The organism is Actinomadura sp. 1N219, from assembly GCF_044326405.1.
GTDB lineage: Bacteria > Actinomycetota > Actinomycetes > Streptosporangiales > Streptosporangiaceae > Spirillospora.
Window position 1 is genome coordinate 163,584 of record NZ_JBIRAY010000003.1, and the last position, 24,952, is coordinate 188,535.

Here is a 24,952-nt window from a genome sequence, read left to right on the forward strand (position 1 = left end):
CCGTACCCGCCAAGCCTCCGGGCGCCCTCCGACCATTAGCATTCCCAGGATGGACGACGACCTTTCCTCCGGGCTCGACCTCGACGGGCTCCCCCCGGAGGAGTTCAGCGCCCGCGTTTTCGGGACGTCCGGGCCGCGGACGGGCGGCGGCCTGGAGCTCGCGCCCTTCCGCGGCGTCCGCTTCGTCCCCGAGATCGCCGGCGACCCGGCGTCGGTGACCATGCCGCCGTACGACCTGATCGACGAAGCGGCGGCGACGCGGCTGCTGGCGGAGGGCGGGCACAACATCGTCCGGCTGAACCTGCCGCACACGGCCGGGGAGAGCTACGACGCGGCAGGCCGGCGGCTGCGCCGGTGGCTGGACGAGGGCGCGCTCACCATCGACGCCGACCCGGCCCTGTACGTCTACGAGGCGGCCGACGGCGACACGGTCCTGCAGCGCGGCCTGATCGGCGCGCTCGGGCTGCGCGCGGAGGCGGACGGGGTCGTGCTGCCGCACGAGAACGTCTTCCCGGGTCCGGTCCGCGACCGGCTCGCGCTGATGACCGCCGCGAACGCCAACCTGGAGCCGATCTTCCTGGTGTACGAGGGCGGCGGCGACGCGGCGCGGATCGTGGACGGCGCGACCGCCGGGACGCCTCTGATGGAGTTCCTCGCGGACGACGGGCTCTCCCACCGGCTGTGGCGCGTCGACGACCCCGCCCTGCACGCGCGCGTCGCCGCCGATCTGCGCGACAGGCAGGCGCTCATCGCCGACGGCCACCACAGGTACGCCACCTACCGCGCCCTGCAGTCGCGCCGTCACTCCGCGGGCGACGGCCCCGGCCCCTGGGACTCGGGCCTGGCGATGCTCGTCGACTCCACGCGCTATCCGCCGAATCTGGACGCGATCCACCGCGTCCTGCCGGGTCTCCGTCCCGACCAGGCCGTGGAACGCGCACGCAAGGTTTTCCGCGTCACCGGCTTCCCGGATGAGGCCGCCGCCCTGGAAGCTCTGGCGGCCGCGCCGCGGCCGGCGTTCCTGCTCGGCGGCGGCGACGGCGTGCATCTGCTCACCGAGCCCGATCCCGATGCGTTGAGACGCTCCATGCCGTCCGAGCATTCGCCGCGCTGGCGCGGGCTCGACACGGCCGTTCTCGACCATCTCCTCATCGGGAACGTGTGGAACGTCCCGGAGAACGAGGACGCCATCGACATCGTGCACCACGACGCGTCGGCCGCCATCGCCCGCGCGCGGCGCAGCGGCGGGACGGCCGTCATCCTCAACCCGCTCAAGGTCGAGGACGTCCTGGCCGTGGCGGGCGAGGGCGAACGCGTGCCCCGCAAGTCCACGTCGTTCGGCCCCAAGCCGCGCACCGGCCTCGTCCTGCGCCTCCTCGAGCCGTGACGATGGACACCACGACCACGATCACGCCGCTCGGCGGGGACGTCTACGAGATCGACACGCGGATGGCCGGCTACACCGGGATCACCGCCGGATACCTGATCCTGTCCGACCGGCCGTGCCTGGTGGAGCCCGGCACGTCCGGTTCCGCGCCCGTCGTGCGGCAGGCACTGCGGGAGCTGGGCGTCGGGCCGGACGATCTCGCGTCCGTCGTGGTGACGCACATCCACCTCGACCACGCGGGCGGCGTCGGGGACATCGCGCGCATGTACCCGGGCGCTGAGGTCGTCGTCCACGAGAAGGGCGCCCGGCACCTGGTCGACCCGGAGCGGCTCATGCGCAGCGCCCGGATGGTGTACGGCGACAGCCTCGACACCCTGTTCGGCGAGCTGAAGCCGACGGACGCGGCGCGGATCCGGGCCGTCGAGGACACCGGCGCCGTCGACCTCGGCGGCGGGCGGCGCCTGGAGTCGCACTACTCCCCCGGCCACGCCAAGCACCACGTCGGCCTGATGGACTCGCAGACCGGCGACCTGTACGTCGGCGACGCCGCCGGCATCTACATCCCCGAGACCGCGGACGTGCGGCCCGCGACGCCGCCGCCCGACTTCGACCTCGACACCGCGCTGAAGTCGCTCGGCCGGTTCCAGGCGCTGGGCCCGCAGCGGCTGCTGTTCGCGCACTACGGGCCCGTGTCGGACGTCGGCGGGACGCTGGAGCGGTCGGCGGAGGAGCTGCGGATCTGGGTCGACACCGTCCGGGACGCCAGGGACCGGGGCCTCGACCTCGACCACGCGGTCGCGATGGTCGTCGACCGCACCAAGGACCGCTACGCCATCACGGCCGACGACGCCGACCCGGAGCTGGCCGCCAAATACGAGGTCCTGAACAGCGCGGAGAGCAACGTCGCGGGCATCATGCACGCCCTGAACAGGCACGCCTGACGGCGCGTCACCCGTCCTGCGGAGGGGGCTCCTCGCCGTCCGGTTTCGGCTCCAGGAACAGCGCGGGCGCCTCCGGGGCCTCCTCGTCCGGGGCCTCGACGGTCTCGGGCTCGGGCGGCCTGAACACGAAGTCGACCGGCGACACGTCCTCGACCTCGTCGGTCAGGACCTCTTCGGTCACGACCTCGTCAGTTGTGGGCTCGTCGGCTATGGCCTCTTCGGCGTCGGCCTCTCCGGCGTCGGCGCCTTCGGATTCGGCGTCGTCGGTGTCGACGATCTGGAGCCCGTCGAGTTCGGCGTAGCGCTCGGCGGCGTCGGTCTCGCCGTCCCGGTCGGCCGCGGCGGCGCGCGCGAACCAGTCGGCCGCCTCCGCTTCGCGTCCGGCCTCCGCGAGCGCGTCCGCGTAGGCGTAGAACAGCCGGACGGACCACGGCCGGAGCCGGCGGTCACGAAGCTCGGGGATCTGCAGCGTCACGACGGCGGCGTCGGGCTGCCCGAGGTCGCGGCGGACGCCCGACTCCACGATGCGCAGCTCGATGCGTCCCATCGGGTCGAGGTTCTTCGCCTCCGGCGACTTGATCAGGTCCAGGGCGCGTTCGGGACGGCCGAGACCGCGCTCGCAGTCGGCCATCACCGGCAGGTACGCGTCGTCGCCCATGCTCAGCCGCCGCGCGGCCCGCAGCTCCGCGAGCGCCTCCGCCCATTCGCCCGCGTGGTAGGCGGCGATGCCCGCCGCCTCCCGGACGACCCCGACCCGCGACGCGAGCCGCCGCGCGGCCCGCGCGTGCTTGTAGGCGCGCTCGGGCTCGTCCTCGGCGAGCCTTCCGGCCATCACCAGGTGGCGGGCGACCTTCGTGGCCAGCTCCTTCGGCAGCGTGCGCAGCTCGGCGCGGGCGTCGGCGTCCAGTTCCTCGCCGGTGACGTCGTCCGGAAGGAGCGGGTCGTCGTGCTTCGGCGCGGGGCGTTCACGCTCGTCGGAGCGGGGCCGCCGGTCGTCGCGCCGGTCTCGGGGCGGGCCGGATGGGCGTCCGCCGGTGGGGCGTCCGCCGCCGCGCCTGTCGCGGTCTCCCGGACGCCCGTCGCGCTTGCCGTCGAACCGGCGTCCGCCGCCGCCGCTGCTGCTGCCGGGACGCCGCTCGTCCCGGCCGCCGCGCTCGTCACGGTCTTGGAAACGGCGCCCTTGCGGGCGTCCCTCGTAGCGGCGCTCGCCCTGGCCGCCGCCCGTCCGGGGTCCGCTCGGACGCCCTTCGCGGCGCGGCCCGCCGCCGCCCGAACGCTGACCGCCGCCGCTTGGCCACCGCCCCTGGCCCTGGCTCTGACCTTGGCCTTGGCCGGTGCGGGGGCCTCGGGGCCCGGCGGGACGGCCTTCGCGCCGTTCACCGCGCGGACCGCCCGGACGGCTCTCCCGGCGGTCGTCGGAGCGTCCTTCACGCGAATCGCCGCGCCGGTCGTCGGAGCGTTTGAACGGACGGCCGGGCGTGCGGTCGTCGCGCTTGCCGCGCGCCTCCCGGTCCTTCCAGCCGCCGCCGGACGGACGTCCGCGATCGCCCTTCGGCCCGCCTGCGCGGAATCCGCCGGCCTTCGGTCCACCCGACTTCGGCCCACCTGATTTCGGGCCGCCCGTCCTCGGGCCGCCGCCCTTCGGTCCGCCGGCGCGGGGCCCGCCTGAGCGCGGTGCGCCCGAGCGCGGTGCGCCCGAGCGCGGTGCGCCTGATCGGGGTGCGCCCGACCGGGGCCCGCCTGAGCGGGGTGCGCTTCCGCGAGGACCGCCGCCGCTCTTGCCTGAGCCGGAGCCGCCGGGCCCGCCACGGGCGTCGCCCCCACGACGGGAAGGCGGTCTCCGCCCCCCGTCACCGCCCCGCCGCTCACGGTCCTCACCGCCGCGGGCGTCGTTTTCCGCGCTCATCACGTCCGTCACTGTTCTCGAAGATGGTTCGTGGACCCCTGCAACCCCTGCAGCCTACTTCGCGGCTCCACGGCATGCGTCGACGGCCGCCCGAAAAACGGCGCGACCTGTGCGTTGCAGCGATTTGCGAAAAGGGTGAGAAAAATCATCGCGCGGAAGGCTTCCGCTTCGATGCTTCCAGTGGCCATTCCTGCCGAATGCGCCGATCAGCCATTCCATCAGATCCGGCCCGATTGTCAAAACCGGGCCTTTCTCGGCCACGGCGACGTCATCGGACGCGGCCGGTCAAGCTACGCTCTCCCGGCGGGCACGTCAAATCGATGTCCGGCCCGATCCGCGTGGACGGATTCCTGCGGCTCGGCGGGAACCTGACGTGCGCGACGACCATCTACCTTCTTGGATTAACCAGCCCACGCACGGAGGTACCCCGATGTCCTACCCACCGCCGCCGCCCACGAGCCCCGAGTACGGGGCCGGCAGCCCGCCCCCGAATTACCTCGTCTGGTCGATCCTGACGACGATCCTGTGCTGCCTTCCCGCCGGGGTCGTGTCGATCGTCTTCGCCGCGCAGGTCAACTCCAAGTGGTCGGCCGGAGACCAGGCGGGCGCGTACAAGGCGTCCAACAACGCCAAGACGTGGGCGATCGTGTCGGCGGTCGTCGGCCTGATCGTCGGCGTCCTGTCCTTCATCTACACGCTGTCGAGCGGCGGCTGATCGATGGCGCCCGGCCGCCGGGCCGCCCCGCCCCGGCCGGGCGGGCGGCCATCCGGAGCCCGAGGGGAGCCCCGCGACCGCGCCGCGGTCGCGGGGGCGCTCCGCCTGCTCCGGCCGGGCGCCGTCCTGGTCGCCGCCGTCGCGGCCGTGTCCTATGTCGCCGCGGTCGACCCGAACGAGGACGGCCACTACCCGACCTGCCCGTTCCTCTCGGTGACCGGGCTGCAGTGTCCGGGCTGCGGCTCGATGCGGACCGTCCACGCCCTCGCCCGCGGCCGGATCGACGACGCCGTCGGGCTGAACGTCCTCGCCGTGGCGGCGATCCCCCTCATGGCGTTCTTCTGGCTCCGGTGGGCGCGGGCGCGCGCCCTGGACCGCCCGGTCAGGACGAAGGCGTCCCATCCCGCGCTGATCTGGGCGCTCTTCGGGACGATCATGCTGTTCTGGCTGGTGCGCAACCTGCCGTTCGGCTCGTTCCTCGCCGCGTGACCCGGGTCAGGTGACGGGGACGATCCTCGCGCCGGTGAGGCGGCCGGCGCGGATGTCGAGAAGGCCGATGGTGCCGTGCGGCTGGCGTCGCCGGTCGGTGGGCGATCCGGGGTTGAAGACGCGGACGCCGTCGCCGGTCTCGTCCAGCGGGATGTGCGAGTGCCCGAAGACGACGAGGTCGGCGCCGGGGAACCAGCGGCGCATCCGGGCGGTCCGGCCGCGGGCCTGGCCGCTGTCGTGGACCATCGCGACCGCGAGGCCGTCCAGGTCGAGTTCGAGGCGCTCGGGCGCGCCCCACGCGGCGACGTCCGGCCCGTCGTTGTTGCCTAGGACGGCGTGGACGGGCGCGTACTCCGCGAGCTCGTCCAGGACGGACGCCGTGCACACGTCGCCCGCGTGCAGGATCACGTCGGCGCCGCGCAGGTGCTCGGCCACCCGCGGCGGGCACGACTTCCAGCGCCGGGGCGCGTGGGTGTCGGAGACGGCCACCGCTCTCATGTGACCCATTGTGGTCCGGGCGCCGGACGCCGCTGTCACCGCGGTCTTCGGAGGCGATTCCCGGCGGGTGATTTTGCCACGGCGCGCCCTATACACCAGTGGGAAACAACTGTAAGCACCCTGTCATTACGTAGGGCTGACGGCCGGAGTTAGGCTCTGAATTCCTCGCGTTCGCCCAGGAGGATTCCGGCCGTACGCCCCCGGTCGTTCCGACACGGCGACCCAGCACCGCGAGGACAGTGGGACGGCCAGGTCCCGAGGTGGATGATCCACTCCCTTGCACCGGCCCCGGGACCCGGCCGCTCCCGCGCACCTACGCCCCTTCCGCCACCCCCGGGTCGGCGATCGTCGTGGTGCCGGCGCCGGTCGTCGGCAGGCCCGCGGCGCGCCACGCGCGGAAGCCGCCCGCGACGTCGGTGGCGCGGGTCAGCCCGAGGTCGCGCAGGGACGCGGCTGCCAGGCTGGAGGTGTAGCCCTCCGAGCACAGCACGATGACGCGCAGCCCGTGCCCGGTCGCCTGGGGCAGCCGCGCGTCGGACGCGGGGTCGAACCGCCATTCGAGGACGTTGCGTTCCACGATCAGCGCGCCGGGCACCTCGCCCTCGTCCGCCCGCTGGGCGGCGGGACGGATGTCGACCAGCACGGCGCCGCCGAGCGTCTCCGCGTGGGCCTGGGCGGGGTCGAGGCGTTCGAGCCGTTCGCGCGCCTCGGCAAGGACCTCATCGATCGTTCGAGCCATGCGGTCAAGCATGGCATCTCGGCGGGACCCGGCCTGTGAGCTGCGCCTCAGCCCGCGAGTTGCGCCTCGGCGGCGGCGAGCTGCGCCTCAGCCGGTGAGCTGCGCTTCGGCCGCGGCGAGGATCTCCTGGACGCGCAGGCCGTGCGCGGCGTCGAGCGGGGGCCGGGGGCCGCCGCGCACGGCGGCGGCGAACTCGGCGGCCATCACCGGGAACGCGTCGTCGTCCAGTTCACTCCAGTCGATCTGCGCGGTCCCCTTCCGCCCGTAGACCTCGACGCGGGGCGGTACGGGGTCGTCCGCCCGCGCCATCGACAGGGCCACCTGGCTCGTCGCGCCGCCTTCGTGCTCCAGCGTCAGCGCCACCCAGGCCAGCCGGTCGCCGTGCGCGTGGACGGCGGTGACCCGGCCGAGCGAGGCGTCCAGGAGGTCGATGATGTGGGGGCCGTAGTCGAGCAGCGGGCCCTTCTCCAGCCTCCAGGGGGTGGCGAAGGGGCCGCCCTTCAGCGCCGACGCGATGAACGTGCCGAAGCCGCCGAACGGCTCCAGTTCCCGTGCCCGGTCGACGAAGGCGCGGGCGGCGCGCGAGTAGCGGAGGCTGAACACCATCTGCGAGACGACGCCCGCGTCGGCGACGGCGCCGGCCAGGCGGCGGGCGCCGTCCAGGTCCATGGCGAGGGGCTTCTCCAGCAGGACGGCCTTGCCCGCGCGGGCGGCGCGCGCGGCGAGGTCGGCCTGCACGTCCGGGGGGACGCAGAACGCGACGGCCTCGCACGCGTCGAACAGGTCCTCGATCCGGGCGAACGAGGGCGCGCCGTGCTCGCCGGCCAGCGCGGCGGACGCGTCCGGCCGTCGCGCCCACACGCCCGCCAGCCGCGTGGACGGCCCCGCCGCCAGCACGGGCGCGTGCACCATCCCGGCCCAGGGCCCGGCCCCGACCAGCCCCACCGCCACAACGTCGCTCATGGGGCAAACCTAGACGATCGTTGCGTGACCCCGGTCAGCCGAGCTGGACGCCGAAGAACAGTGCGGCGAGCGCGCCCACTGCGCCAAGTGCGCCCCAGGCGGCGAGGCCGGCCTTGGACGTGGCGCGGGTGTGCAGGAACGCGGCGACCCCGGACAGCAGCACGAACACCAGCTTCACCTCCAGGGTCCGCTGCGCGGCGTCGCCGAGGTCGCCCTCGGTGAGGTTCCAGACGCCGGTGAGCACGAGGACGGCGAACGCGGGCCAGGCGATCGTGTTGAAGCGGCGCGCGGCGACCTTGGTGACGCCCTCGTAGCCGCGCAGCGCCGGGACGAGCGCGCCGAGCGTGATCTGCCCGCCGACCCAGATCGTCGCGGCGAGCACGTGAAGGAAGATCCGGATGTCGGCGGCGGTGACGGCAAGCACGAGTGGGACGCTATCGCCCGCGTCCGCCGCGTCCCGCACCACCCCGGGGAATCCCGGCCGGACGCGCCGGACGCGCCGGACGCGTCAGGTGATCCGTTCCCAGCCCCGCGGGGTGCGGTGCATGCCGAGCTGCTCGTCGCGGCTGCGGTAGACGATGTAGGGGCGGGTCAGGTAGCCGATCGGGGCCGTGAGCATGTGCACGAGGCGCGTGAACGGCCAGATGCAGAAGAGCGCGAGCGCGCTGAGGGCGTGGAGCTGGAACAGGATCGGGACGCCGGTCATGAGGTCGGGGTCGGGCTGGAAGTAGAAGATCGACCGGAACCACGGGGAGACCGTCTCGCGGTAGTTGTAGCCGCCGCCGAGCAGGTTCGCGACGACGGTGGCGGACAGCCCGAGCACGATCGTCAGCGTCAGCACCGCGTACATGAGCTTGTCGTTGCGGGTGGTGACGGAGAAGACCGGGCCGACCGTGCGCCGCCGGTAGACGAGGATCGCGAGGCCCGCGAGGGTGCAGACCCCGGCGACGGTCCCGAGGATCAGCGCGATGGCGTGGTAGGCGGTCTCGCCGATGCCGGCGGCCTCCGTCCAGCTCTCGGGGATGAGGATGCCGCCGATGTGGCCGAGCAGGACGACGAGGATGCCGAAGTGGAACAGCGGGCTGCCGACGCGCAGCAGGCGGCTCTCGTAGAGCTGGGACGAGCGGGTCGTCCAGCCGAACTTGTCGTACCGGTACCGCCAGATGTGCCCGAGGACGAACACCGCGATCGTGACGTAGGGCAGCGCGACCCACAGCAGGACGCCGGTCACGACGGCATCCCCAGGAGGACGGGCCCGGAGCCGCCCGGCCCGTAGGGCGCGAGGCCGACCTGTTCTTCGGGTGGGCCTTCGGCGATGAGGCGGGCGATGGCCTGTTCGGTGCGGCCGGTGAGCGGCGGGAGCGTCGCGGTGACCGCGTCCAGGACGGGCGTCCAGGGTGACGCGGATTCGGTGAGGGCGAGGCGGAGGAGTTCGAGTCCGGCGCGGTGTTCGAGAAGGAGGCGTCGGCCTTGGGCGAGGTCGCCGGTGGCGGCGAATTCCAGGACGACGGCGAGGTGGTCGGGGAGTTCGCCGTCGTCCAGGACGAGCCCGGCCGCCGCGTAGGCCTGTTTGAATCGCAGCAGCGCCATTCCGCGCTTGCGGGTGTCGCCGTAGGCGTAGTAGGTGAGGTAGAGGCAGCAGCGTTTGCGGTGGTCGAAGGTGGCGACGTAATCGGCCGCCAAGTCGGGTGGCGGTGTCTCGTCCAGGTGGTCGAGGAACCGGGTCAGGGGCGTCGCGGCCGGTGCGGGCAGGGTGTCGGCGGCGCGGCGCAACAGTGGGCGCTGTCCCAGCAGTTCGTCGTCGGGGTAGCCGAGCAGCAGCGACGCGGCTTGCCAGGCCGTGGCCAGTTGGGCGTCGGTGAAGCCCGGTTTGCTCGCGGATCTGATCCTCACGGTTTGGGCTCCGTTTCGGCGTCGCCGGAGTCGGCGGGCGGATTCCCTTCGGGAGGCTCGTCCTTGCGTTCGGGGAAGAGCCCGGCGGGGGCGCCCTTGCCGTCCCAGTTGAGGAGGTTGACGCGGTGGCGCTTGTCGGCGGGGTCGGCCGGGTGGTCGGAGGTCTGCCGCTGGCGCAGCATGTGGAAGTTCTCCACCGCGATCGGGTTGGCGCCGCCGGACGTCTCGCCGAACGGCCCCGACCCGCCGCCGCTGCCGGAGCCGCCCATGCCCGGGCCTCCCTCATAGTTCAGCGCGCAGTCGGTGGCGAGTTCTTCGAGGTCGTGGGCCTGCTCGGCGTGCGCGGTGGGGATGACGTACCGCTCGTCGTACTTGGCCAGGGCGAGCAGCCGGTACATGTCGTACATCGCCTCGCCGGTCATGCCGACGCGGGCGGGGACGGCCTCGTCGGGGTCGCGGCCGAGGTTGATGTCGCGCATGTAGGCGCGCATCGCGGCCAGGCGGTGCAGGACGGCGTCGACCGGCGCGGTGTCCCCGGCGGTGAACAGCTCGGCGAGGTACTCGACGGGGATGCGCAGCGCGTCGATCGCGGCGAACAGGTTGGCGGCGTGCTCGGCGTCGTGGCCGGTGTCGCGGACGACGTCCACCACCGGTGACAGCGGCGGGATGTACCAGACCATCGGCATCGTCCGGTATTCGGGGTGCAGCGGCAGCGCGACCTTGTAGGTGTTGATGAGTGCGTACACCGGGGAGCGCTGCGCCGCCTCGATCCAGTCGCCGGGGATGCCTTCGCGTTCGGCGGCCGCGATCACCTGCGGGTCGGCCGGGTCGAGGAACACCTCGCGCTGCGCCTCGTACAGGCCGGTGTCATCGGGGGTGGACGCCGCTTCAAGGACCTTGTCGGCGTCGTAGAGGATCAGGCCGATGTAGCGCAGCCGTCCGACGCAGGTCTCGGAGCAGACGGTGGGGATGCCGACCTCGACGCGCGGGAAGCAGAACGTGCACTTCTCGGCTTTGCCGGTGCGGTGGTTGAAGTACATCTTCTTGTACGGGCAGCCGGACACGCACATCCGCCAGCCCCGGCAGCGGTCCTGGTCGACCAGGACGATGCCGTCCTCGGTGCGCTTGTAGATCGCGCCGGACGGGCACGACGCCGCACACGACGGGTTGAGGCAGTGCTCGCAGATCCGCGGCAGGTAGAACATGAACGTCTGGTCGAACTCCAGCTTGACCTTGTCGGAGATCCGGGCCAGCACCACGTCCTGGTCGCCGTGCTCGGTCGAGCCACCCAGGTCGTCGTCCCAGTTGGCCGACCAGGTGATCTTCATGTCGTCGCCGGACAGCAGCGACTTGGGACGGGCGACGGGGGTGTGCTCCTGCAGCGGGGCGTTGGTGAGGGTCTCGTAGTCGTAGGTCCAGGGTTCGTAGTAGTCGGCGATGCCGGGGAGTTTGGGGTTGGCGAAGATGGTGAGCAGCTTGCGAAGGCGTCCGCCGCCCTTGAGCGCGAGGCGTCCGCGCTTGTTGAGCGTCCAGCCCCCGCGCCAGCGTTCCTGGTCCTCGTAGCGGCGGGGGTAGCCCTGGCCGGGACGGGTCTCGACGTTGTTGAACCACACGTATTCGACGCCGGACCTGTTCGTCCACGCCTGCTTGCAGGTGACCGAGCAGGTGTGGCAGCCGATGCACTTGTCGAGGTTCATCACCATCGCCATCTGCGCCATGACCCGCATCAGTACTCCACCTCCTGCGAGCGGCGGCGGATCACGGTGACCTCGTCGCGCTGGTTGCCGGTCGGGCCGAGGTAGTTGAACGCGAACGACAGCTGCGCGTATCCGCCGATCAGGTGCGACGGCTTGATGAGCAACCGGGTCAGGGAGTTGTGGATGCCGCCGCGCCGCCCGGACGTCTCCGCGCGCGGGACGTCGATCAGCTTGTCCTGGGCGTGGTACATGTACACCGTCCCCTCCGGCATCCGGTGGGACACGATCGCGCGGGCGACCACGACGCCGTTGCGGTTCACCGCCTCGACCCAGTCGTTGTCGCGCACGCCGATCTTGGCCGCGTCCGCGCCGCTCATCCAGATCGCCGGGCCGCCGCGCGCCAGCGACAGCATGAACAGGTTGTCCTGGTACTCGGAATGGATCGACCATTTGTTGTGCGGAGTCAGGTACCGGACGGTCAGCCCCAGCTCGCCCGTCTCGCCGAGTTCGGGCTCGCCGAACAGCGCGGTCATGTTCAGCGGCGGCCGGAACGTCGGCAGCTGCTCCCCGAGTTCGGCCATCCAGTCGTGGTCGAGGTAGAAGTGCTGGCGTCCAGTGAGGGTGTGCCAGGGCTTCAGGCGTTCGACGTTGATGGTGAACGGCGAGTAGCGGCGTCCGCCGCTTTCCGACCCCGACCATTCCGGCGAGGTGAGCACCGGGACGGGGCGGGCCTGGGTGTCGGCGAACGTGATCTGCGTGCCCTCGTGCTCGGCGGCCAGATCGGCGAGCCGCGTGCCGGTGCGTCGCTCCAGGGTGCGGAAGCCCTGCACGGCCAGGTGCCCGTTCGTCGTCCCGGAGAAGGCCAGGATCATCTCGCATGCCTGCACGTCCCGGCGCAGGGACGGGCGTCCGTCCGCCGGACCGCCGCGCACCACGCCGTTGGTGTGCTTCAGGTACTCGACCGGCCGCGCCAGGTCGAACGTGACGCCCTTGGTCGTCGCGCCGAGTCGTTCGGCGAGCGGGCCGAGGGCCGTCATCTTCGCCGCGACCGCCGGGTAGTCGCGCTCGACGGTGACGAGTTTCGGCATCGTCACACCCGGGACCGGCTCGCACTCCCCCTTCGCCCAATCGGCGACGCGGCCGTGCGGGGTGGCCATCTCGTCTTGCGTGTCGTGCAGCAGCGGCACCGCGACCACATCTTTGCGGACGCCGAGATGCCGCACGGCGAGGCGGCTGAACGCGGTGGCGATGTCCTGGAAGGCCCGCCAGTCGCTGCGGGTCTGCCACGGCGGCGCGATCGCCGGGTTGAACGAGTGCACGAACGGGTGCATGTCGGTGGTGTTGAGGTCGTGCTTCTCGTACCAGGTCGCGGCGGGCAGGACGACGTCGGAGTAGATGGTGGTGCTGGTCATCCGGAAGTCCAGCGACAGCAGCAGGTCGAGCTTCCCGGTCGGCGCCTCGTCCCGCCAGACGACCTCCTTCGGCCGGACGTCCGGGGCCGCCTCTGTCGCGCGGACGGCGTTGCCCGCGCCGAGCAGATGCTTGAGGAAGTACTCGTCCCCCTTGGCGGACGAGCCCAGCAGGTTCGACCGCCAGACCGTCAGCACGCGCGGGAAGTTCTCGGGCGCGTCGGGGTCCTGGCAGGCGAACTTCAGCCGGTCGGCCTTCAGCTCGTCCACGACGTGGTCGCCTGCCTGCTTCCCGGCTGCCTCCGCCTCGTCGGCCAGGTCGAGGGGGTTGCGGTCGAACGTCGGGTAGGACGGCATCCAGCCCAGCCGCGCCGCCTGCGCGATGACGTCGGCCGTCGAGCGTCCCGCGAGCTGCCCTCCGCCGGTCGCCGCCGAAAGGGTGCCCGCGCTGAAATGGTCGTAGCGGAACTGGCCGGTGTGCAGGTAGAAGAACGCGGTCCCGATCATCTGGCGGGGCGGACGCGACCAGTCCAGCGCGCCCGCGAGCTGCGCCCACCCGGTCACCGGACGGCATTTCTCCTGCCCGACGTAGTGCGCCCAGCCGCCGCCGTTCACGCCCTGGCAGCCGGTCAGCGTCGTCAGCGCCAGGAACGCCCGGTAGATCGTGTCGGAGTGGAACCAGTGGTTCGTCCCGGCGCCCATGATGATCATCGAGCGGCCATGCGACTCCTCGGCGTTGGCGGCGAACTCCCGTCCGATCCGCTCCGCCGCCTGCGCCGGGACGCCCGTGATGCCCTCCTGCCACGCCGGAGTGCACGGCTGCGACGCGTCGCCGTACCCGGACGGCCACGAACCGGGCAGCCCGTCCCGTCCGACCCCGTACTGGGCCAGCAGCAGGTCGTACACGGTTGTGACCAGATGACCACCGACGTCCCGCGCCGGTACTCCCCTGCGCACCGTCCCGGGCGCGCCGCCGGGAGCGTCGAAACGGGCCAGCTCGACCTCCACCGCTTCGCCGCCTTCGCAGGACAGCAGCGGGTCGGCGTCGCCCAAGTCCAGGTTCCACTTGCCCTGGCCCGACTCGCCGAACCGGAAGCCCAGCGACCCGTTCGGCACCAGCGGGCGGCCGGTCGCCGCGTCCAGGATCACGGTCTTGAACGCGGCATGCTCGGAATCGGCCTCGGCGCCCGGCAGGTCGGCGGCGGTGAGGAACTTGCCCGGCGTGTAGGCGTCGCCGTGCCGCTCCAGGCGCACCAAGAACGGCAGGTCGCTGTAGCGCTTCACATAGTCGACGAAATACGGGACCTGCCGGCCGACGAAGAACTCCTTGAGGACGACGTGCCCCATCGCCATCGCCAGCGCGCCGTCCGTCCCCGGCTGAGCGGCCAGCCACTCGTCGGCGAACTTGACGTTGTCGGCGTAGTCCGGGGACACCGCCACGACCTTCTGGCCCCGGTAGCGCGCCTCGGTCATCCAGTGCGCGTCCGGCGTCCGCGTGACCGGCAGGTTGGAGCCCCACATGATCAGGTACCCGGCGTCCCACCAGTCCCCCGACTCGGGTACGTCGGTCTGATCGCCGAACACCTGCGGGGACGCCACCGGGAGATCGGCGTACCAGTCGTAGAACGACAGCATCGTCCCGCCGATCAGCGACACGAACCGGGCGCCCGACGCGTGCGACACCATCGACATCGCCGGAATCGGCGAGAACCCCGCCACCCGGTCCGGCCCGAACTCCTTGATCGTGTGGACGTGCGCGGCGGCGATCATCTCCGTCGCCTCGTCCCACGACGCCCGCACCAGCCCGCCGCGCCCCCGCGCGCCCTTGTACGCGCGGGCCTTCTCCGGATCGGAGACGATCTCGCGCCACGCCGCCACCGGGTCACCCGTCCGCGCCCGCGCCTCCCGGTACAGCTCCAGGAGTACACCGCGTACATACGGATAGCGGACGCGTGTAGGCGAATAGGTGTACCAGGAGAACGACGCGCCCCTCGGGCAGCCGCGCGGTTCGTACTCCGGACGGTCCGCGCCCACCGACGGATAGTCGGTCTGCTGCGCCTCCCAGGTGATGATGCCGTCCTTGACGTACACCTTCCACGAACACGAACCCGTGCAGTTCACCCCATGCGTCGACCGCACCACCTTGTCGTGCGACCAGCGATCGCGGTAGAACGCGTCCGCCTCACGCCCGCCCTTCTTGGTCAGCGTCCGCAGATCCGGCGACACCCGCGCGCGCGTGAAGAATCTGCGCGTGCTCACGAGCGCGTCCTCCAGCGGCCCGTCCAGCCCCGGACGCCCCGGCCGTTCCGCCCGCGTGTCGTCGTCGCGCCTGCTCGTGCCCACTCTCGAATCCCTTCTCGCCCGCTAGGCGGCGGCCCGGTGGCCTTCGGCGGCGCGCCGGACGACCGTGGCGGTGAACACCGCGGCCCCCGCCGCCACGACCGCGAGCAGCGCGAGACCGACGGCGTAGGAGCCGTACGCCCCGTAGATCGAGCCCATCACCAGCGGCGGGACGAACCCGCCCAGGCCGCCCGCCGCACCGACCACCCCGGTGACCGCGCCGACCTTGTTCGCCGGAGCCAGCCGCGCCACCAGCGCGAACGTCGCTCCGCTGCCCGCGCCGAGCGCCGCCGCCATCGCCAGGAACGCGATCGTCCCCAGCGGCATCAACGGCGGCGCGAACGCCTGCACCGCCGCGCCCACGACCGTCACGACCAGGGACACGAGCATCACCTGCACCGCGCCGATCCGGTCCGACAGCCACCCGCCGACCGGACGCATCACCACCGCCAGCAGCACGAACCCCGCCATCCGGTTCGCCGCGTCCGACTGCGACAGCCCGTACTGCGTCTTCAGATACGTCGGCAGATACACCGAGAACGCCACATAGCCACCGAAGGCCACCGCGTACAGCGCCGACATCTGCCAGGTGACGCCCAGCCGCACCGTCGCCGCCAGCCGCTTGGCGAGCGGCTCGGTGGGCGGCGTCCGTCCGGGCGCCTCCTTCAGGACGAACCAGGACACCACCGCGTACAGCGCGAGCAGGACGGCCATCACCTCGAACGGGAACTCCATGCCGTAGCGGTCGACCTCTTTGACCGTCGTCAGCGCGCTGATCGCGGTGCCGCCCATCCCGGCCCCGAACACGCCGATCGCGAACCCGCGCCGCTCCGGCGGGAACCACGCGTTCACGAACGGCACCCCCACCGCGAACGCCGTCCCGCCGACGCCCAGGAAGAACCCGCCGACCAGGAGCGCCGCCAGCGACGAGTGCCCCAGAAGCCCGAGATACAGGACGGGCACGATCGTGATGAGCGACACCACGGGGAACATCACGCGCCCGCCGAACCGGTCGGTCAGGGCCCCTACCGGGATCCGCCCCACCGACCCGACCACGACCGGCACCGCCACCAGTAGCGACTGCTCGAACGACGACAGCTCCAGCGAGTCCTTGAACCGCGGCCCCAGCGGGCTCAGCAACGCCCACGCCCAGAAGTTCACGGCGAACCCGAGCGTGGCCATGACCAGCATGACCATCGGCATGGCGCCGGCGCCGGACCGTCCCGGCCGCGCCGGTCCGGGCCCGGTCTCCTGCCGCGTCCTCGTCACCGTGCCGTCCCGCCTTCGCAGTCACCACCTCGGTCGCCGGGGATCTTCCCGGGGCTTCCGCGGATAACCGTGATCGGCTTCGGGCCGGGTCACTCGGGGCGGGGCCAGGCGCGTCCGGAGAGGCGTTCGATGTCGGTGTTGAACCGCTTGAGGTAGGCGGCGAAGGCGGCGACGTCGTCGGGCGTCCAGCCGGCCAGGACCTTGTCCAGGCCGCGGATGACGCCGTCGCGGTGCTCGGCGAGGCGCCGCTCGCCGGCGGCGGTGATGCGGAACTTGCGGGCGATGCCGCCGCCGGGGTCGGGGATGCGCTCCAGCAGTCCGGCGCGCGTCATCGCCGACGTCTGCCGGTTCAGGGTGGACTGGTCGAGCCCGAAGGCGTCGCTGAGCTCGCGGATCGACATCGGCCCTTCGGCGCGGACGCGGCTGAGCAGGATGTACGCACTCCGCTCCAGGTGCCCATGGTCCGCCCCGGCGCCGGCGGCGACCGCGAGGGAGTACCGGCCCAGCAGCATGGTCTCGTACTCGATCAGGTGCGTGGGTCTGTCCATCCCGGTCCTTCGCTCGGCCCCTATGTGCATCGTACACATGGGTCATATGTATGATGCACATCGTGTGTATCGTACATACACACAACACCTGAGCCGCCGAACCTGGAGAGACACACGTGGACGACCCCACACGCGCCGGCGCGCCCGCCGGACGTCCCGGCGGGATCGTGGCGGTGCTGGCGGTCGCCGGCGTCATCGCCGCGCTGATGCAGACCCTGGTGGTCCCGCTCATCGGCGAGTTGCCGCGGATGCTGCACACCACCGCGTCCAACGCCTCCTGGGCGGTGACGGCGACGCTGCTCGCCGGGGCGGTCGCGATCCCGGCGACCGGGCGGCTGTCCGACCTGTACGGCAAGCGGCGCATGCTGCTGATCTGCACGGTGCCGCTGATCGCGGGCTCGGTGCTGTGCGCGGTGGCCGGTTCGCTGGCCCCGATGGTCGTCGGGCGCGCCCTGCAGGGCATGGGGATGGGGATCGTCCCGCTCGGCATCAGCGCGATGCGCGACCTGCTGCCGCCCGAGCGGCTCGGATCGGCCATCGCGCTGATGAGCTCGTCGATGGGCATCGGCGGCGCGCTCGGCATGCCCATCGCGGCGGCGGTCGCCGAGAACACCAGCTGGCGGGTGCTGTTCTGGGGCGCGACCGTCCTCAGCGTCCTGATCGCCGCGCTGATCTGGCGGCTGGTGCCCGCCGTGCCCGCCCGCGCCGGGGGACGGTTCGACGCGGTCGGCGCGGCCGGGCTCGGCGCCGGGCTGATCTGCCTGCTGCTGGGCGTGTCCAAGGGCGCCGACTGGGGCTGGACGAGCGGCACCACCCTCGGCCTGTTCGCCACCGCGATCCTCGTCCTGCTCGCCTGGGGCTGGTGGGAGCTGCGCGCCGCCGACCCGCTGGTCGACCTGCGCGTCACCGCCGGACGGCAGGTCGCCCTCACCAACGCGGCGTCCGTCCTGGTCGGGTTCGCCATGTACGCGCAGTCGCTGATCGTGATGCAGCTGCTGCAGCTGCCCGAGGCCACCGGCTACGGGCTCGGGCGGTCGATGCTCGCCGCCGGGCTCTGGATGGCGCCCGCCGGGCTGGTGATGATGGCGGTGTCGCCGCTCGGCGCGCGGCTGTCGCGGGCGCGCGGCCCCAAGGTGACGCTGTGCGCCGGGAGCCTCGTCATCGCGCTCGGCTACGGCTCCTCGGTCGGGCTGCTCGGCTCGTTGTGGGGCGTGCTGGTGGTCACCTGCGTCATCACCGCGGGCGTCGGGCTCGCCTACGGCGCGATGCCCGCCCTCATCATGAGCGCCGTGCCGCAGTCGGAGACCGGCGCCGCGAACAGCTTCAACACCGTGATGCGGTCGGTCGGCACGTCGGTGTCGGCGGCCGTCGTCGGCGTCGTCCTGGCGCAGATGACGACCGACCTGGGCGGCCACGCGCTGCCGTCCGAGAACGGCTTCCACACCGGCATGCTGATCGCGGGCGGCAGCGCCCTGGTCGCCGCCGCGGTCACCCTCGCCCTGCCCGCCGCCAGGGCCCGCCCCGCCACATCCGGCGCCGTCCCGGCGGAAGCCCCCGCCAGAACCCGCACCTGACAAAGAGCGCGGCTGGGGGTAAAGCCGGGCGAGCGGACGTCGGCCGATCACGGGGGATGATGTGCAGGGCTTTTCCGGTGCCCCGCCAGGGAGGGCCGCTGGCGGCCCGCCGATCAGCGGGACGACTCGAAGAAGCGTTCCGTGCCGGCGCGGATCAGGGTGAAGAGGATCTTGTTCTGCAGGACGCCGAGGAGCATCAGCACGGTCAGCACGGAGAACTCGGCGGCCACGTTGATCGCCTCGCTGTAGGTGAGCAGGAGCTGTCCCAGGCCGCCCGCAGAGGGCGCGACGAACTCGCCGACGATCGCGCCGATCAGCGCGAAGGCCATGCTGATCTCCAGCCCGGAGACGATGCCCGGCACGGCGGACGGCAGCGAGATGCGGAAGAAGCGCTGCCGGCGGTTCGCGTCGAACGCCGTCGCCATCTCCAGCCGCGACTCCGACACGGTGGACAGCGCGGCCAGCGTCGCGATCACGGCGGGGAAGAACGCCAGCATCGCGGCGAAGCTGAACTTCATCGTCAGGCCGAAGCCCAGCCACAGCGCGCACACCGGGGCGAGCGCGATCTTCGGCAGCGACTGGAACGCGACCACGTACGGGTAGAGGACGAACCGGACGATCCGCGACTCCGCCATCAGCAGGCCGAGCAGCACGCCCGACCCGGCGCCCAGCACGAACCCGATCAGCGCGGCCTTCCACGTCTCCCAGGTGCTCTGCCCGACCTGCTCCAGGAAGATGTCCGAGCGCATCACCTCGAACACGTCGGTCGGCGCGGGGATCACGACCCCGCTGATCTCGAACCTGGAGATCACGAGCTGGATCAGCAGGACGCCGGCCAGGCCGACCACCAGGGGCGGAAGAAGCAGGAACGCGGCCCTGGCGAGCGGGCCGGAGCGGAACGGCCGCCTGGTCGCCGGGGGCTCCCGCGTCTGGACGCGCCGGTCCGGCGCCTCGGTCACGTTATTCATTGGGCATGCGCTCCAAAACGAAATGCCGGGCGAGGCGGACGAGCAGCGCCAGCGCCAGCCCGACCACGACCAGGATCATCAGCACGGCGAACTCCTCGGCCAGCCGGAACTCGCTCTGGTAGACCTGCAGGATCACGCCGACGCCGGCGTTGGCGCTGATCAGCTCGCCCGCGATGGCGGCGAGGAACGACAGCACCACCGAGATCTCCAGGCCGGAGAAGATCGGCACCACCAGTCCGGGGAAGACGATCTTGCGGCGGATCTGGGCCCTGGACGCGCCGAACGCGGTCGCCATCTCGATCCGGCCCCGGTCGGTCTCCGCCACGCCCGCCATCGTGCTCACCAGGATCGGGAACAGCGTCGCCGCGCCGACCAGCCCGATCTTGGACTCCATGCCGAGCCCGAACCAGATCACGAAGATCGGGGCCAGCGCGATCGGCGGCAGCGCCTGCAAAGCCAGGGCGTACGGGTAGAAGCCCTGGCGGAGGATCCTCGACTCGCCGAGCAGGACGCCGAGCACCACGCCGACGACGAAGCCGATCAGCAGGCCGAAGAACGCCTCGCCGAGCGTGGTGCGCAGCGCGGTCAGGTACTCGCCCCATTCGCCGGACGGCCCGAGCGCCTTGACGACCGCGTCCAGCTTCGGCACCGAGCTGCCGTCGCCCTGCACGTCGGACGGGAAGACCTGCCAGGCGGCGAGCAGGACGGCCGTGACCACCGCGAGGCTGCCCCACCGTGCCGCCGCACCGCCCCGCGAGGGTGCGGCGGCCGGACGCCAGCGGCCTCGCGCGGCCGGACGCCCGGGGCCTCGCGCGGCCGGACGGCCAGGGCCGGTCGCCGGTCCGGCGGTCATCCGCCGACCCCTGCCTCGGAGGCGAACAGCCGGTCGCGGACCTGCCCGCACACCTCGGCGAACTCCGGGGTGGACATCAGCTCCTTCGTCCGCTCCTTCGGGAACGGCGGCGTGACGACCTCGACCACGGTCCCCGGCCGCTCCGAGAGGATCACCACGCGGGTCGACAGGAGCACCGCCTCGTCGATCCCGTGCGTGATGAGCAGGGCGGTCTTCTCCGTCTCCCGCCAGATGCGGTTGAGGTCGATGTTCATCTGCTCCCTGGTCAGGGCGTCCAGGGAGCCGAACGGCTCGTCCAGCAGCAGCAGTCCCGGGTCGTCGGCGAGCGCCCGGCAGATCGCGACGCGCTGCCGCATCCCGCCCGACAGCTCCTTCGGACGCCGCGACTCGAACCCCGCCAGGCCCGCCCGCTCCAGCAGGCCCGACACGCGTTCGCGGGCGGCGTCGGTGACCTTGCCGTGGAGCTCGACGGGGAACAAGCAGTTGGACATCACGTCCCGCCAGGGCAGCAGCGTGGCGTCCTGCAGCGCGATGCCGATGTCGCGGCGCGGCCCGGTGACCGGCTCCCCCCAGACCCGCACGGACCCTTCGGTGGGACGCAGCAGGCCCGCGATCATCTTCAGGATCGTGCTCTTGCCGCAGCCGCTGGGGCCGACGATGCTCACGAACTCGCCCGGCTCGACGGTGAGGTCGACGTCCTTGACCGCCTCGACGTCCCGGACGGCCCGCCGCCCGCGCCCCCGTCCGGGGAACACGTGGCGCAGCCCGGCCAGTTCGACCGCGTGCTCCGCCGTCGTCATGTCAGGGGTCGTCGGTTCAGGGGTCGTCATGTCAGGGGTGGTCATGTCAGCCCTCGAACTTGTAGTTCTTGGCGGTGTTCTTGATCTGCTGGCTGTCGAATGCGTTGAACGCCTTCACGAACTCGTTGGTCACGAAATCCTCGGCCTTGAACGCGGTGGGCGTCAGCTTGGTCGAGGCGGAGAATTCGCTCCACGCCTTGATGCCCGGCTCGGGGAATTCGCCCCAGGTCTTCTTGGCGTCCGGGTCGCCGCTGGTGATGTGCTGGGTCCGCAGTGCGAGGATCCGCTTGTTGTCCTCCATCTTCTTGTCTTCCGGGACGCCCGGGATGTTCGTCTTCGGGTAGACCTCGTACATCATCTTGATGGCGGCCTCCGGGTTGGCCGTGGCGAAGACGTTCGCCTTCGCCATCGCCCGCCCGAATCCCTCGATCACCTTCGGGTTGGCCTTCATGAACGACTGCTTCGCGGAGAACCCGGTCGAGAACAGCTGCTGGCCGAGCGCCGACTTGAAATAGCGCAACTTGGCACCGAGGTTCTCCATCGCCGCGTACTGCGAGTCGAAGAGCATCAGCGCGTCCACCCGCTTGGCCTTCAGGGCGTGATAGGCGCCGGCCTCAAGGCCGACCGACACGAACTGGACGTCGGTGTCCGGGTTCAGGCCCTGCTCGCGCAGCAGCGCCTTGGCCAGCGGGATCGTCCCGCTGCCGAGGCTCTGCGCGCCGATCTTCTTGCCCTTGAAGCCGGCCCAGTTCTGGATGGGGCTGCCGGACTCGACGGCGAAGCTGGCCACCTGCGACCGCGCCCAGTTGAAGAACATCCGCTGGTCTGACTTGTTCTTCACCGCGTCCGGGATGAGCGACTGCGGCACCGGCGCCGCCATTTCCATCTGCCCGGCGGCGACCGCCTGGATCGCCTGCGTCGAGCCGGGCGTGAACGTCGTCTCGACCTTCAGCCCCTCCTCCTTGAAGTAGCCGAGGTAGCGGGCCACGGGAATGGCGGCGAAGCTGGAGTTCATCGCCTTGATGGCCAGGGCGACCTTCACCGTGCGCAGGTTCTCGCCGGTCTCCTTGGAATTGCCGCCTTCGTCGCCGCACCCGGCCGCCGCCAGCGCGACGGCGACGGACGACACCAGGACGCGAAACGCCAGAGAGCCCGCTCTACGAGGTCCCATCTTCGATTCCTCCCACAATTCATCCGGCGGTGTCGGGGACGAGGAGAATCCGCCCGGTCGCCGAGCCGCTCTCCAGGATTTCGTGTGCTCTCGGCGCCTCCGACATGGGAAGCACATCGGTCACGACCGGGGTGACCACGCCCCGTTCCATCAGCGCCAGCACGTCCTCCAGCTGCCGCCGGGTGGTGCTCGCCGCCGACCTGATCGAGATGTCGCGGCCGCGCCACCCCACCAGGTCCGCGTCCACCCGGGGCGGCGTCTTCTGCACTTCTCCGACCAGCACGAGCCGCCCGTGCAGCGCGACGGTCTTCACGCTCGACGGGAACGACGCCGCGCCCACGTTCTCCAGGACGACGTCGCAGCCCCGCCCATCGGTGACGTCCATGACGTCCTTGCTGTAGTCGGCGCCGCGCTCGACCAGGACGATCTCGTCCGCGCCCGCCTCCCGGACGGCCTCGACCTTGTTCGGCGACGTGGTCTGCGCGACGACCCGCGCCCCGGACGCCTTCGCGAGCTGGACGGCGTGCAGCCCCACCCCGCCGCCCGCCCCGGTGACCAGCACCGTCTCCCCCAGTTCCAGGCGCGCGACGTCCCGCAGCGCGTTGAGCTGGGTGCCGACGGCGCAGGACGCGATCGCGACGTTCGGGGACGTGATCCCCGGCGGCACCTTCACCAGGCTGCCGTCCGACACCGCCACCAGCTCGGCGTAGCCGCCGTTCAGCCCGACGTCGCCGAGGAACACCTTGCGCGGGCAGCGCGTCTCCCGCCCCATCCGGCATTCCCGGCATTTGCCGCAGACGCGCTGCCGCTGGTTCGTGACGACCCGGTCGCCGACCGCGAAGCCCACGACGTCGGCGCCGGTCTCGACCACCTCGCCGACGACCTCGTGCCCGGGGATGATCGGGAAAGTGCCCGGCATCTGGCCGCGCCGGACGAGCACCTCGTGCATGCACGCCCCGCACGCCTCGACCTGCACCACGCATTCGTCGGGCGCGGGTTTCGGGGGCTCCGCGTCCGTCCACGTCATCACGCTGGGCGGTCCGGTCTCCTTGGCGACGACGGCCTTCATCGGCTCTCCGTTCTCTCGGTCATGGACCCGTCCCATGCGGCGTCGACGAAGCGTCCGCCGTCGGCGGGGAAGTTTCCGGCCCAGTCGCGCACCGCGAACAGCGACTCCCCCTCGCGCACGCGCGGTGTCAGCGTCGTGGTCTCGCGCAGGTCCCGGGCGGCCGCGGCGTCGGCGACTTCCGCGGCGTCCTCCAGCGGGACGACCGCGACGCCGTCGCCGTCCGCCACGATGAGGTCGCCGGGCCGCACGTACGCGCCGCAGCACACGACGGGCACGTTGCCCCACCCGGCGCGCGTCTTGCCGGTCGCGGCAGGGGTCACGCCCAGCGCCCACAGTGGGAACCCGACCCGCTCGATGTCCGCGATGTCGCGAGCGTGCCCCTCGATCACCGCGCCCGCGAGCCCGCGCGCGGCCGCCGACTCGCTGACGTTGGCGCCCCACACCGCCGAGTCGACCGGCCCGTGCTGCGACGTCCACACCAGGAAGTCGCCGGGCCCGGCCACCTCCAGCATCGCGTGCAGCGTGAGGTTGCTCCCGGACAGGTCGAGCGCCGTGACCGCCCGCCCGACCGCGCGCGTCCCGGGCGCCAGCGGACGGACGCCGCGCAGCAGGTTCCGCTGCCCCATCGCCTCATGGACGGACGCCACCGCCAGCCCGTCATACGCCCGCAGCACCTCGTCGGGCGGCCGGGGCGCGCGGGTGAAGACCGTCCCTCGCGGATGCAACCTGGTCATCGCGGCTCCGCCGGGAAGTCGGCCAGCCCGGCAGGGTTGGCGACGAGGATGCGGTGCCGGTCGGCCTCGTCCGGAACGATCTGCTCGATCAGGTCGACCAGCACCCCGTCATCGGGCATCTCGCGCACGTTCGGATGCGGGAAGTCGGTGCCCCACAGGCAACGCTCCGGCGCCTGCGCCGCGAGCAGGCGCGCCAGCGCGACCGCGTCCGCATACGGCGCGCCCTCGGCGGACAGCCGGTCGGGGGCGCTGAGCTTGACCCACACGTCCCCGGTGTCGAGCAGCCGCCGCAGCGCCCGCACCTGCTCGCCGTCCAGCCCGGTGCCGAGATCGACCCGGGCCATGTGGTCGATGACGGCGGGCAGCCCGGTGAGGCGGAGCGTGTCGTACATGTCCACCACCGCGTCGCCGCCGATGTGGAACGCCACGTGCCAGGCGTGCGGCCGGACGAGATCCAGCACCGCCCGCAGCTCATCGGGGGAAAAGCCGGGCCCGAGATGCGGCATGAACTGCACCCGGACACCGCGCACGCCCGCCTTGTGCAGCGCGGCGACCTCGGCGGGCGTGCTCCGCGGGGTCAGCAGCGCCACGCCCCGGTACCGGTCGGGGTAGGTGCGCAGCGCGTCCAGCAGCGCCGAGTGATCGGTGCCGTGCGCGGCGGACTGGACGATGATGGCGCGGTCCAGGCCCAGCAGGTCGTGCCGGCGGCGCAGGTCGTCCTTCGACACGTCGGGCGGGTCGTAGGCCCGGTCCTCGGGATAGGGGAAGACGTCGCCGGGACCGAAGATGTGGCAGTGCGCGTCGCAGCTTCGCGGCGGCAGCCGCAGGTCGGGGACCTTCGGGTCCGGGTGAGGCGGGGCGGCGACCCTCCGGCCGCCCCGCGTCGCACCGTGGGATGCCATGGGACTCGTTTCACGTGGACGGATGTCGGGGGATGAAGACGAGAGGGACTATCGAATATAGTTCGCCTGACGCACAATTGTGCGCCA

At 72.0% G+C, this 24,952-nt stretch carries 23 protein-coding genes; 5 read left to right on the forward strand and 18 right to left on the reverse strand.

The features are described from left to right. Positions 1 to 49: 49 nt before the first annotated feature. Both ACH35V_RS12890 and ACH35V_RS12895 read left to right on the forward strand, forming a co-directional pair. Complete coding sequence (locus ACH35V_RS12890) at positions 50 to 1,387, forward strand: DUF1015 family protein (protein WP_395972244.1); 1,338 nt, start codon at positions 50 to 52, stop codon at positions 1,385 to 1,387. A 2-nt stretch (positions 1,388 to 1,389) separates the two neighbouring features. Beyond that, positions 1,390 to 2,328 carry an MBL fold metallo-hydrolase gene (locus ACH35V_RS12895; protein WP_395972730.1) on the forward strand — a complete coding sequence of 313 codons (939 nt, stop codon included), beginning with the start codon at positions 1,390 to 1,392 and terminating at the stop codon, positions 2,326 to 2,328. A gap of 7 nt (positions 2,329 to 2,335) precedes the next feature. Here the strand turns inward: ACH35V_RS12895 and ACH35V_RS12900 are convergent, their stop codons facing one another. Then, entirely contained in the window at positions 2,336 to 4,234 is a 1,899-nt protein-coding gene (locus ACH35V_RS12900) for a hypothetical protein (protein WP_395972731.1), read from the reverse strand. A 430-nt stretch (positions 4,235 to 4,664) separates the two neighbouring features. Here ACH35V_RS12900 and ACH35V_RS12905 point away from each other — a divergent pair, with 430 nt between their 5' ends. Then, positions 4,665 to 4,949 (forward strand): CD225/dispanin family protein, encoded by a 285-nt coding sequence (locus ACH35V_RS12905; RefSeq protein WP_395972245.1) that lies wholly within the window; start codon positions 4,665 to 4,667, stop codon positions 4,947 to 4,949. A 3-nt stretch (positions 4,950 to 4,952) separates the two neighbouring features. Beyond that, positions 4,953 to 5,438 carry a DUF2752 domain-containing protein gene (locus ACH35V_RS12910; RefSeq protein WP_395972247.1) on the forward strand — a complete coding sequence of 162 codons (486 nt, stop codon included), beginning with the start codon at positions 4,953 to 4,955 and terminating at the stop codon, positions 5,436 to 5,438. Positions 5,439 to 5,444: 6 nt separating this feature from the next. On the opposite strand, the gene ACH35V_RS12915 is transcribed toward ACH35V_RS12910, so the two are convergent. From ACH35V_RS12915 to ACH35V_RS12960, 10 genes are all read right to left on the reverse strand, one after another. Next, positions 5,445 to 5,936 (reverse strand): metallophosphoesterase family protein, encoded by a 492-nt coding sequence (locus ACH35V_RS12915; RefSeq protein WP_395972249.1) that lies wholly within the window; start codon positions 5,934 to 5,936, stop codon positions 5,445 to 5,447. 313 nt (positions 5,937 to 6,249) lie between these two features. Continuing rightward, positions 6,250 to 6,675: a rhodanese-like domain-containing protein gene (locus tag ACH35V_RS12920; protein ID WP_395972251.1), complete on the reverse strand. Its 426-nt coding sequence runs from the start codon at positions 6,673 to 6,675 to the stop codon at positions 6,250 to 6,252. 87 nt (positions 6,676 to 6,762) lie between these two features. Further along, positions 6,763 to 7,638, reverse strand: a complete 876-nt coding sequence (locus ACH35V_RS12925) for a Gfo/Idh/MocA family protein (RefSeq protein ID WP_395972253.1) — start codon at positions 7,636 to 7,638, stop codon at positions 6,763 to 6,765. Between the two features lie 34 nt (positions 7,639 to 7,672). Then, complete coding sequence (locus tag ACH35V_RS12930) at positions 7,673 to 8,062, reverse strand: hypothetical protein (RefSeq protein ID WP_395972254.1); 390 nt, start codon at positions 8,060 to 8,062, stop codon at positions 7,673 to 7,675. Positions 8,063 to 8,146: 84 nt separating this feature from the next. Continuing rightward, on the reverse strand, positions 8,147 to 8,869 hold the full coding sequence (gene narI / locus ACH35V_RS12935) for a respiratory nitrate reductase subunit gamma (RefSeq protein WP_395972256.1): 723 nt from the start codon (positions 8,867 to 8,869) through the stop codon (positions 8,147 to 8,149). Continuing rightward, positions 8,866 to 9,531 (reverse strand): nitrate reductase molybdenum cofactor assembly chaperone, encoded by a 666-nt coding sequence (gene narJ, locus ACH35V_RS12940; RefSeq protein ID WP_395972258.1) that lies wholly within the window; start codon positions 9,529 to 9,531, stop codon positions 8,866 to 8,868. The genes narI and narJ overlap by 4 nt, the downstream gene beginning before the upstream one ends. Next, on the reverse strand, positions 9,528 to 11,258 hold the full coding sequence (gene narH, locus ACH35V_RS12945) for a nitrate reductase subunit beta (RefSeq protein ID WP_395972260.1): 1,731 nt from the start codon (positions 11,256 to 11,258) through the stop codon (positions 9,528 to 9,530). The genes narJ and narH overlap by 4 nt, the downstream gene beginning before the upstream one ends. Further along, on the reverse strand, positions 11,258 to 14,923 hold the full coding sequence (locus ACH35V_RS12950) for a nitrate reductase subunit alpha (protein WP_395972733.1): 3,666 nt from the start codon (positions 14,921 to 14,923) through the stop codon (positions 11,258 to 11,260). The genes narH and ACH35V_RS12950 overlap by 1 nt, the downstream gene beginning before the upstream one ends. A 78-nt stretch (positions 14,924 to 15,001) precedes the next feature. Continuing rightward, entirely contained in the window at positions 15,002 to 16,246 is a 1,245-nt protein-coding gene (locus ACH35V_RS12955; RefSeq protein ID WP_395972261.1) for an MFS transporter, read from the reverse strand. 89 nt (positions 16,247 to 16,335) lie between these two features. Then, the gene (locus ACH35V_RS12960; RefSeq protein ID WP_395972262.1) at positions 16,336 to 16,794 is read right to left on the reverse strand and encodes a MarR family winged helix-turn-helix transcriptional regulator; all 459 of its coding nucleotides are present in this window, start codon (positions 16,792 to 16,794) and stop codon (positions 16,336 to 16,338) included. Between the two features lie 116 nt (positions 16,795 to 16,910). Between ACH35V_RS12960 and ACH35V_RS12965 the strand changes: the two genes are divergently transcribed. Continuing rightward, the gene (locus tag ACH35V_RS12965) at positions 16,911 to 18,368 is read left to right on the forward strand and encodes an MFS transporter (RefSeq protein ID WP_395972264.1); all 1,458 of its coding nucleotides are present in this window, start codon (positions 16,911 to 16,913) and stop codon (positions 18,366 to 18,368) included. Between the two features lie 113 nt (positions 18,369 to 18,481). On the opposite strand, the gene ACH35V_RS12970 is transcribed toward ACH35V_RS12965, so the two are convergent. The 7 genes from ACH35V_RS12970 to ACH35V_RS13000 are packed head-to-tail and all read right to left on the reverse strand — an operon-like array spanning position 18,482 to position 24,865. After that, positions 18,482 to 19,336: an ABC transporter permease gene (locus ACH35V_RS12970; protein ID WP_395972266.1), complete on the reverse strand. Its 855-nt coding sequence runs from the start codon at positions 19,334 to 19,336 to the stop codon at positions 18,482 to 18,484. Beyond that, positions 19,329 to 20,189: an ABC transporter permease gene (locus ACH35V_RS12975; protein ID WP_395972267.1), complete on the reverse strand. Its 861-nt coding sequence runs from the start codon at positions 20,187 to 20,189 to the stop codon at positions 19,329 to 19,331. The genes ACH35V_RS12970 and ACH35V_RS12975 overlap by 8 nt, the downstream gene beginning before the upstream one ends. Beyond that, positions 20,186 to 21,019: an ABC transporter ATP-binding protein gene (locus ACH35V_RS12980; protein WP_395972268.1), complete on the reverse strand. Its 834-nt coding sequence runs from the start codon at positions 21,017 to 21,019 to the stop codon at positions 20,186 to 20,188. Before ACH35V_RS12980 ends, ACH35V_RS12975 begins: the two co-directional genes overlap by 4 nt. Positions 21,020 to 21,035: 16 nt before the next feature. After that, positions 21,036 to 22,160 carry an ABC transporter substrate-binding protein gene (locus ACH35V_RS12985; RefSeq protein ID WP_395972269.1) on the reverse strand — a complete coding sequence of 375 codons (1,125 nt, stop codon included), beginning with the start codon at positions 22,158 to 22,160 and terminating at the stop codon, positions 21,036 to 21,038. 19 nt (positions 22,161 to 22,179) lie between these two features. Then, a complete protein-coding gene (locus ACH35V_RS12990; RefSeq protein WP_395972271.1) occupies positions 22,180 to 23,229 on the reverse strand; it encodes an alcohol dehydrogenase catalytic domain-containing protein in 1,050 nt (349 codons plus the stop codon). Continuing rightward, entirely contained in the window at positions 23,226 to 23,963 is a 738-nt protein-coding gene (locus ACH35V_RS12995; RefSeq protein ID WP_395972272.1) for an RraA family protein, read from the reverse strand. The genes ACH35V_RS12990 and ACH35V_RS12995 overlap by 4 nt, the downstream gene beginning before the upstream one ends. Continuing rightward, on the reverse strand, positions 23,960 to 24,865 hold the full coding sequence (locus ACH35V_RS13000) for an amidohydrolase family protein (RefSeq protein WP_395972273.1): 906 nt from the start codon (positions 24,863 to 24,865) through the stop codon (positions 23,960 to 23,962). The genes ACH35V_RS12995 and ACH35V_RS13000 overlap by 4 nt, the downstream gene beginning before the upstream one ends. Positions 24,866 to 24,952: the final 87 nt, after the last annotated feature.

Excerpts from the sequence above, each read along its gene's own strand:
- ACH35V_RS12995 (WP_395972272.1), bottom strand. The coding sequence starts at position 23,963 with ATGACCAGGTTGCATCCGCGAGGGACGGTCTTCACCCGCGCGCCCCGG.
- ACH35V_RS12910 (WP_395972247.1), top strand. The coding sequence starts at position 4,953 with ATGGCGCCCGGCCGCCGGGCCGCCCCGCCCCGGCCGGGCGGGCGGCCA.
- ACH35V_RS12905 (WP_395972245.1), top strand. The coding sequence starts at position 4,665 with ATGTCCTACCCACCGCCGCCGCCCACGAGCCCCGAGTACGGGGCCGGC.
- ACH35V_RS12920 (WP_395972251.1), bottom strand. The coding sequence starts at position 6,675 with ATGGCTCGAACGATCGATGAGGTCCTTGCCGAGGCGCGCGAACGGCTC.
- ACH35V_RS12990 (WP_395972271.1), bottom strand. The coding sequence starts at position 23,229 with ATGAAGGCCGTCGTCGCCAAGGAGACCGGACCGCCCAGCGTGATGACG.
- ACH35V_RS12970 (WP_395972266.1), bottom strand. The coding sequence starts at position 19,336 with ATGAATAACGTGACCGAGGCGCCGGACCGGCGCGTCCAGACGCGGGAG.
- ACH35V_RS12975 (WP_395972267.1), bottom strand. The coding sequence starts at position 20,189 with ATGACCGCCGGACCGGCGACCGGCCCTGGCCGTCCGGCCGCGCGAGGC.
- ACH35V_RS12960 (WP_395972262.1), bottom strand. The coding sequence starts at position 16,794 with ATGGACAGACCCACGCACCTGATCGAGTACGAGACCATGCTGCTGGGC.
- ACH35V_RS12985 (WP_395972269.1), bottom strand. The coding sequence starts at position 22,160 with ATGGGACCTCGTAGAGCGGGCTCTCTGGCGTTTCGCGTCCTGGTGTCG.
- ACH35V_RS12900 (WP_395972731.1), bottom strand. The coding sequence starts at position 4,234 with ATGAGCGCGGAAAACGACGCCCGCGGCGGTGAGGACCGTGAGCGGCGG.
- narH (WP_395972260.1), bottom strand. The coding sequence starts at position 11,258 with ATGCGGGTCATGGCGCAGATGGCGATGGTGATGAACCTCGACAAGTGC.
- ACH35V_RS12895 (WP_395972730.1), top strand. The coding sequence starts at position 1,390 with ATGGACACCACGACCACGATCACGCCGCTCGGCGGGGACGTCTACGAG.
- ACH35V_RS12925 (WP_395972253.1), bottom strand. The coding sequence starts at position 7,638 with ATGAGCGACGTTGTGGCGGTGGGGCTGGTCGGGGCCGGGCCCTGGGCC.
- ACH35V_RS12915 (WP_395972249.1), bottom strand. The coding sequence starts at position 5,936 with ATGAGAGCGGTGGCCGTCTCCGACACCCACGCGCCCCGGCGCTGGAAG.
- ACH35V_RS13000 (WP_395972273.1), bottom strand. The coding sequence starts at position 24,865 with ATGGCATCCCACGGTGCGACGCGGGGCGGCCGGAGGGTCGCCGCCCCG.
- ACH35V_RS12980 (WP_395972268.1), bottom strand. The coding sequence starts at position 21,019 with ATGACGACCCCTGAACCGACGACCCCTGACATGACGACGGCGGAGCAC.
- ACH35V_RS12890 (WP_395972244.1), top strand. The coding sequence starts at position 50 with ATGGACGACGACCTTTCCTCCGGGCTCGACCTCGACGGGCTCCCCCCG.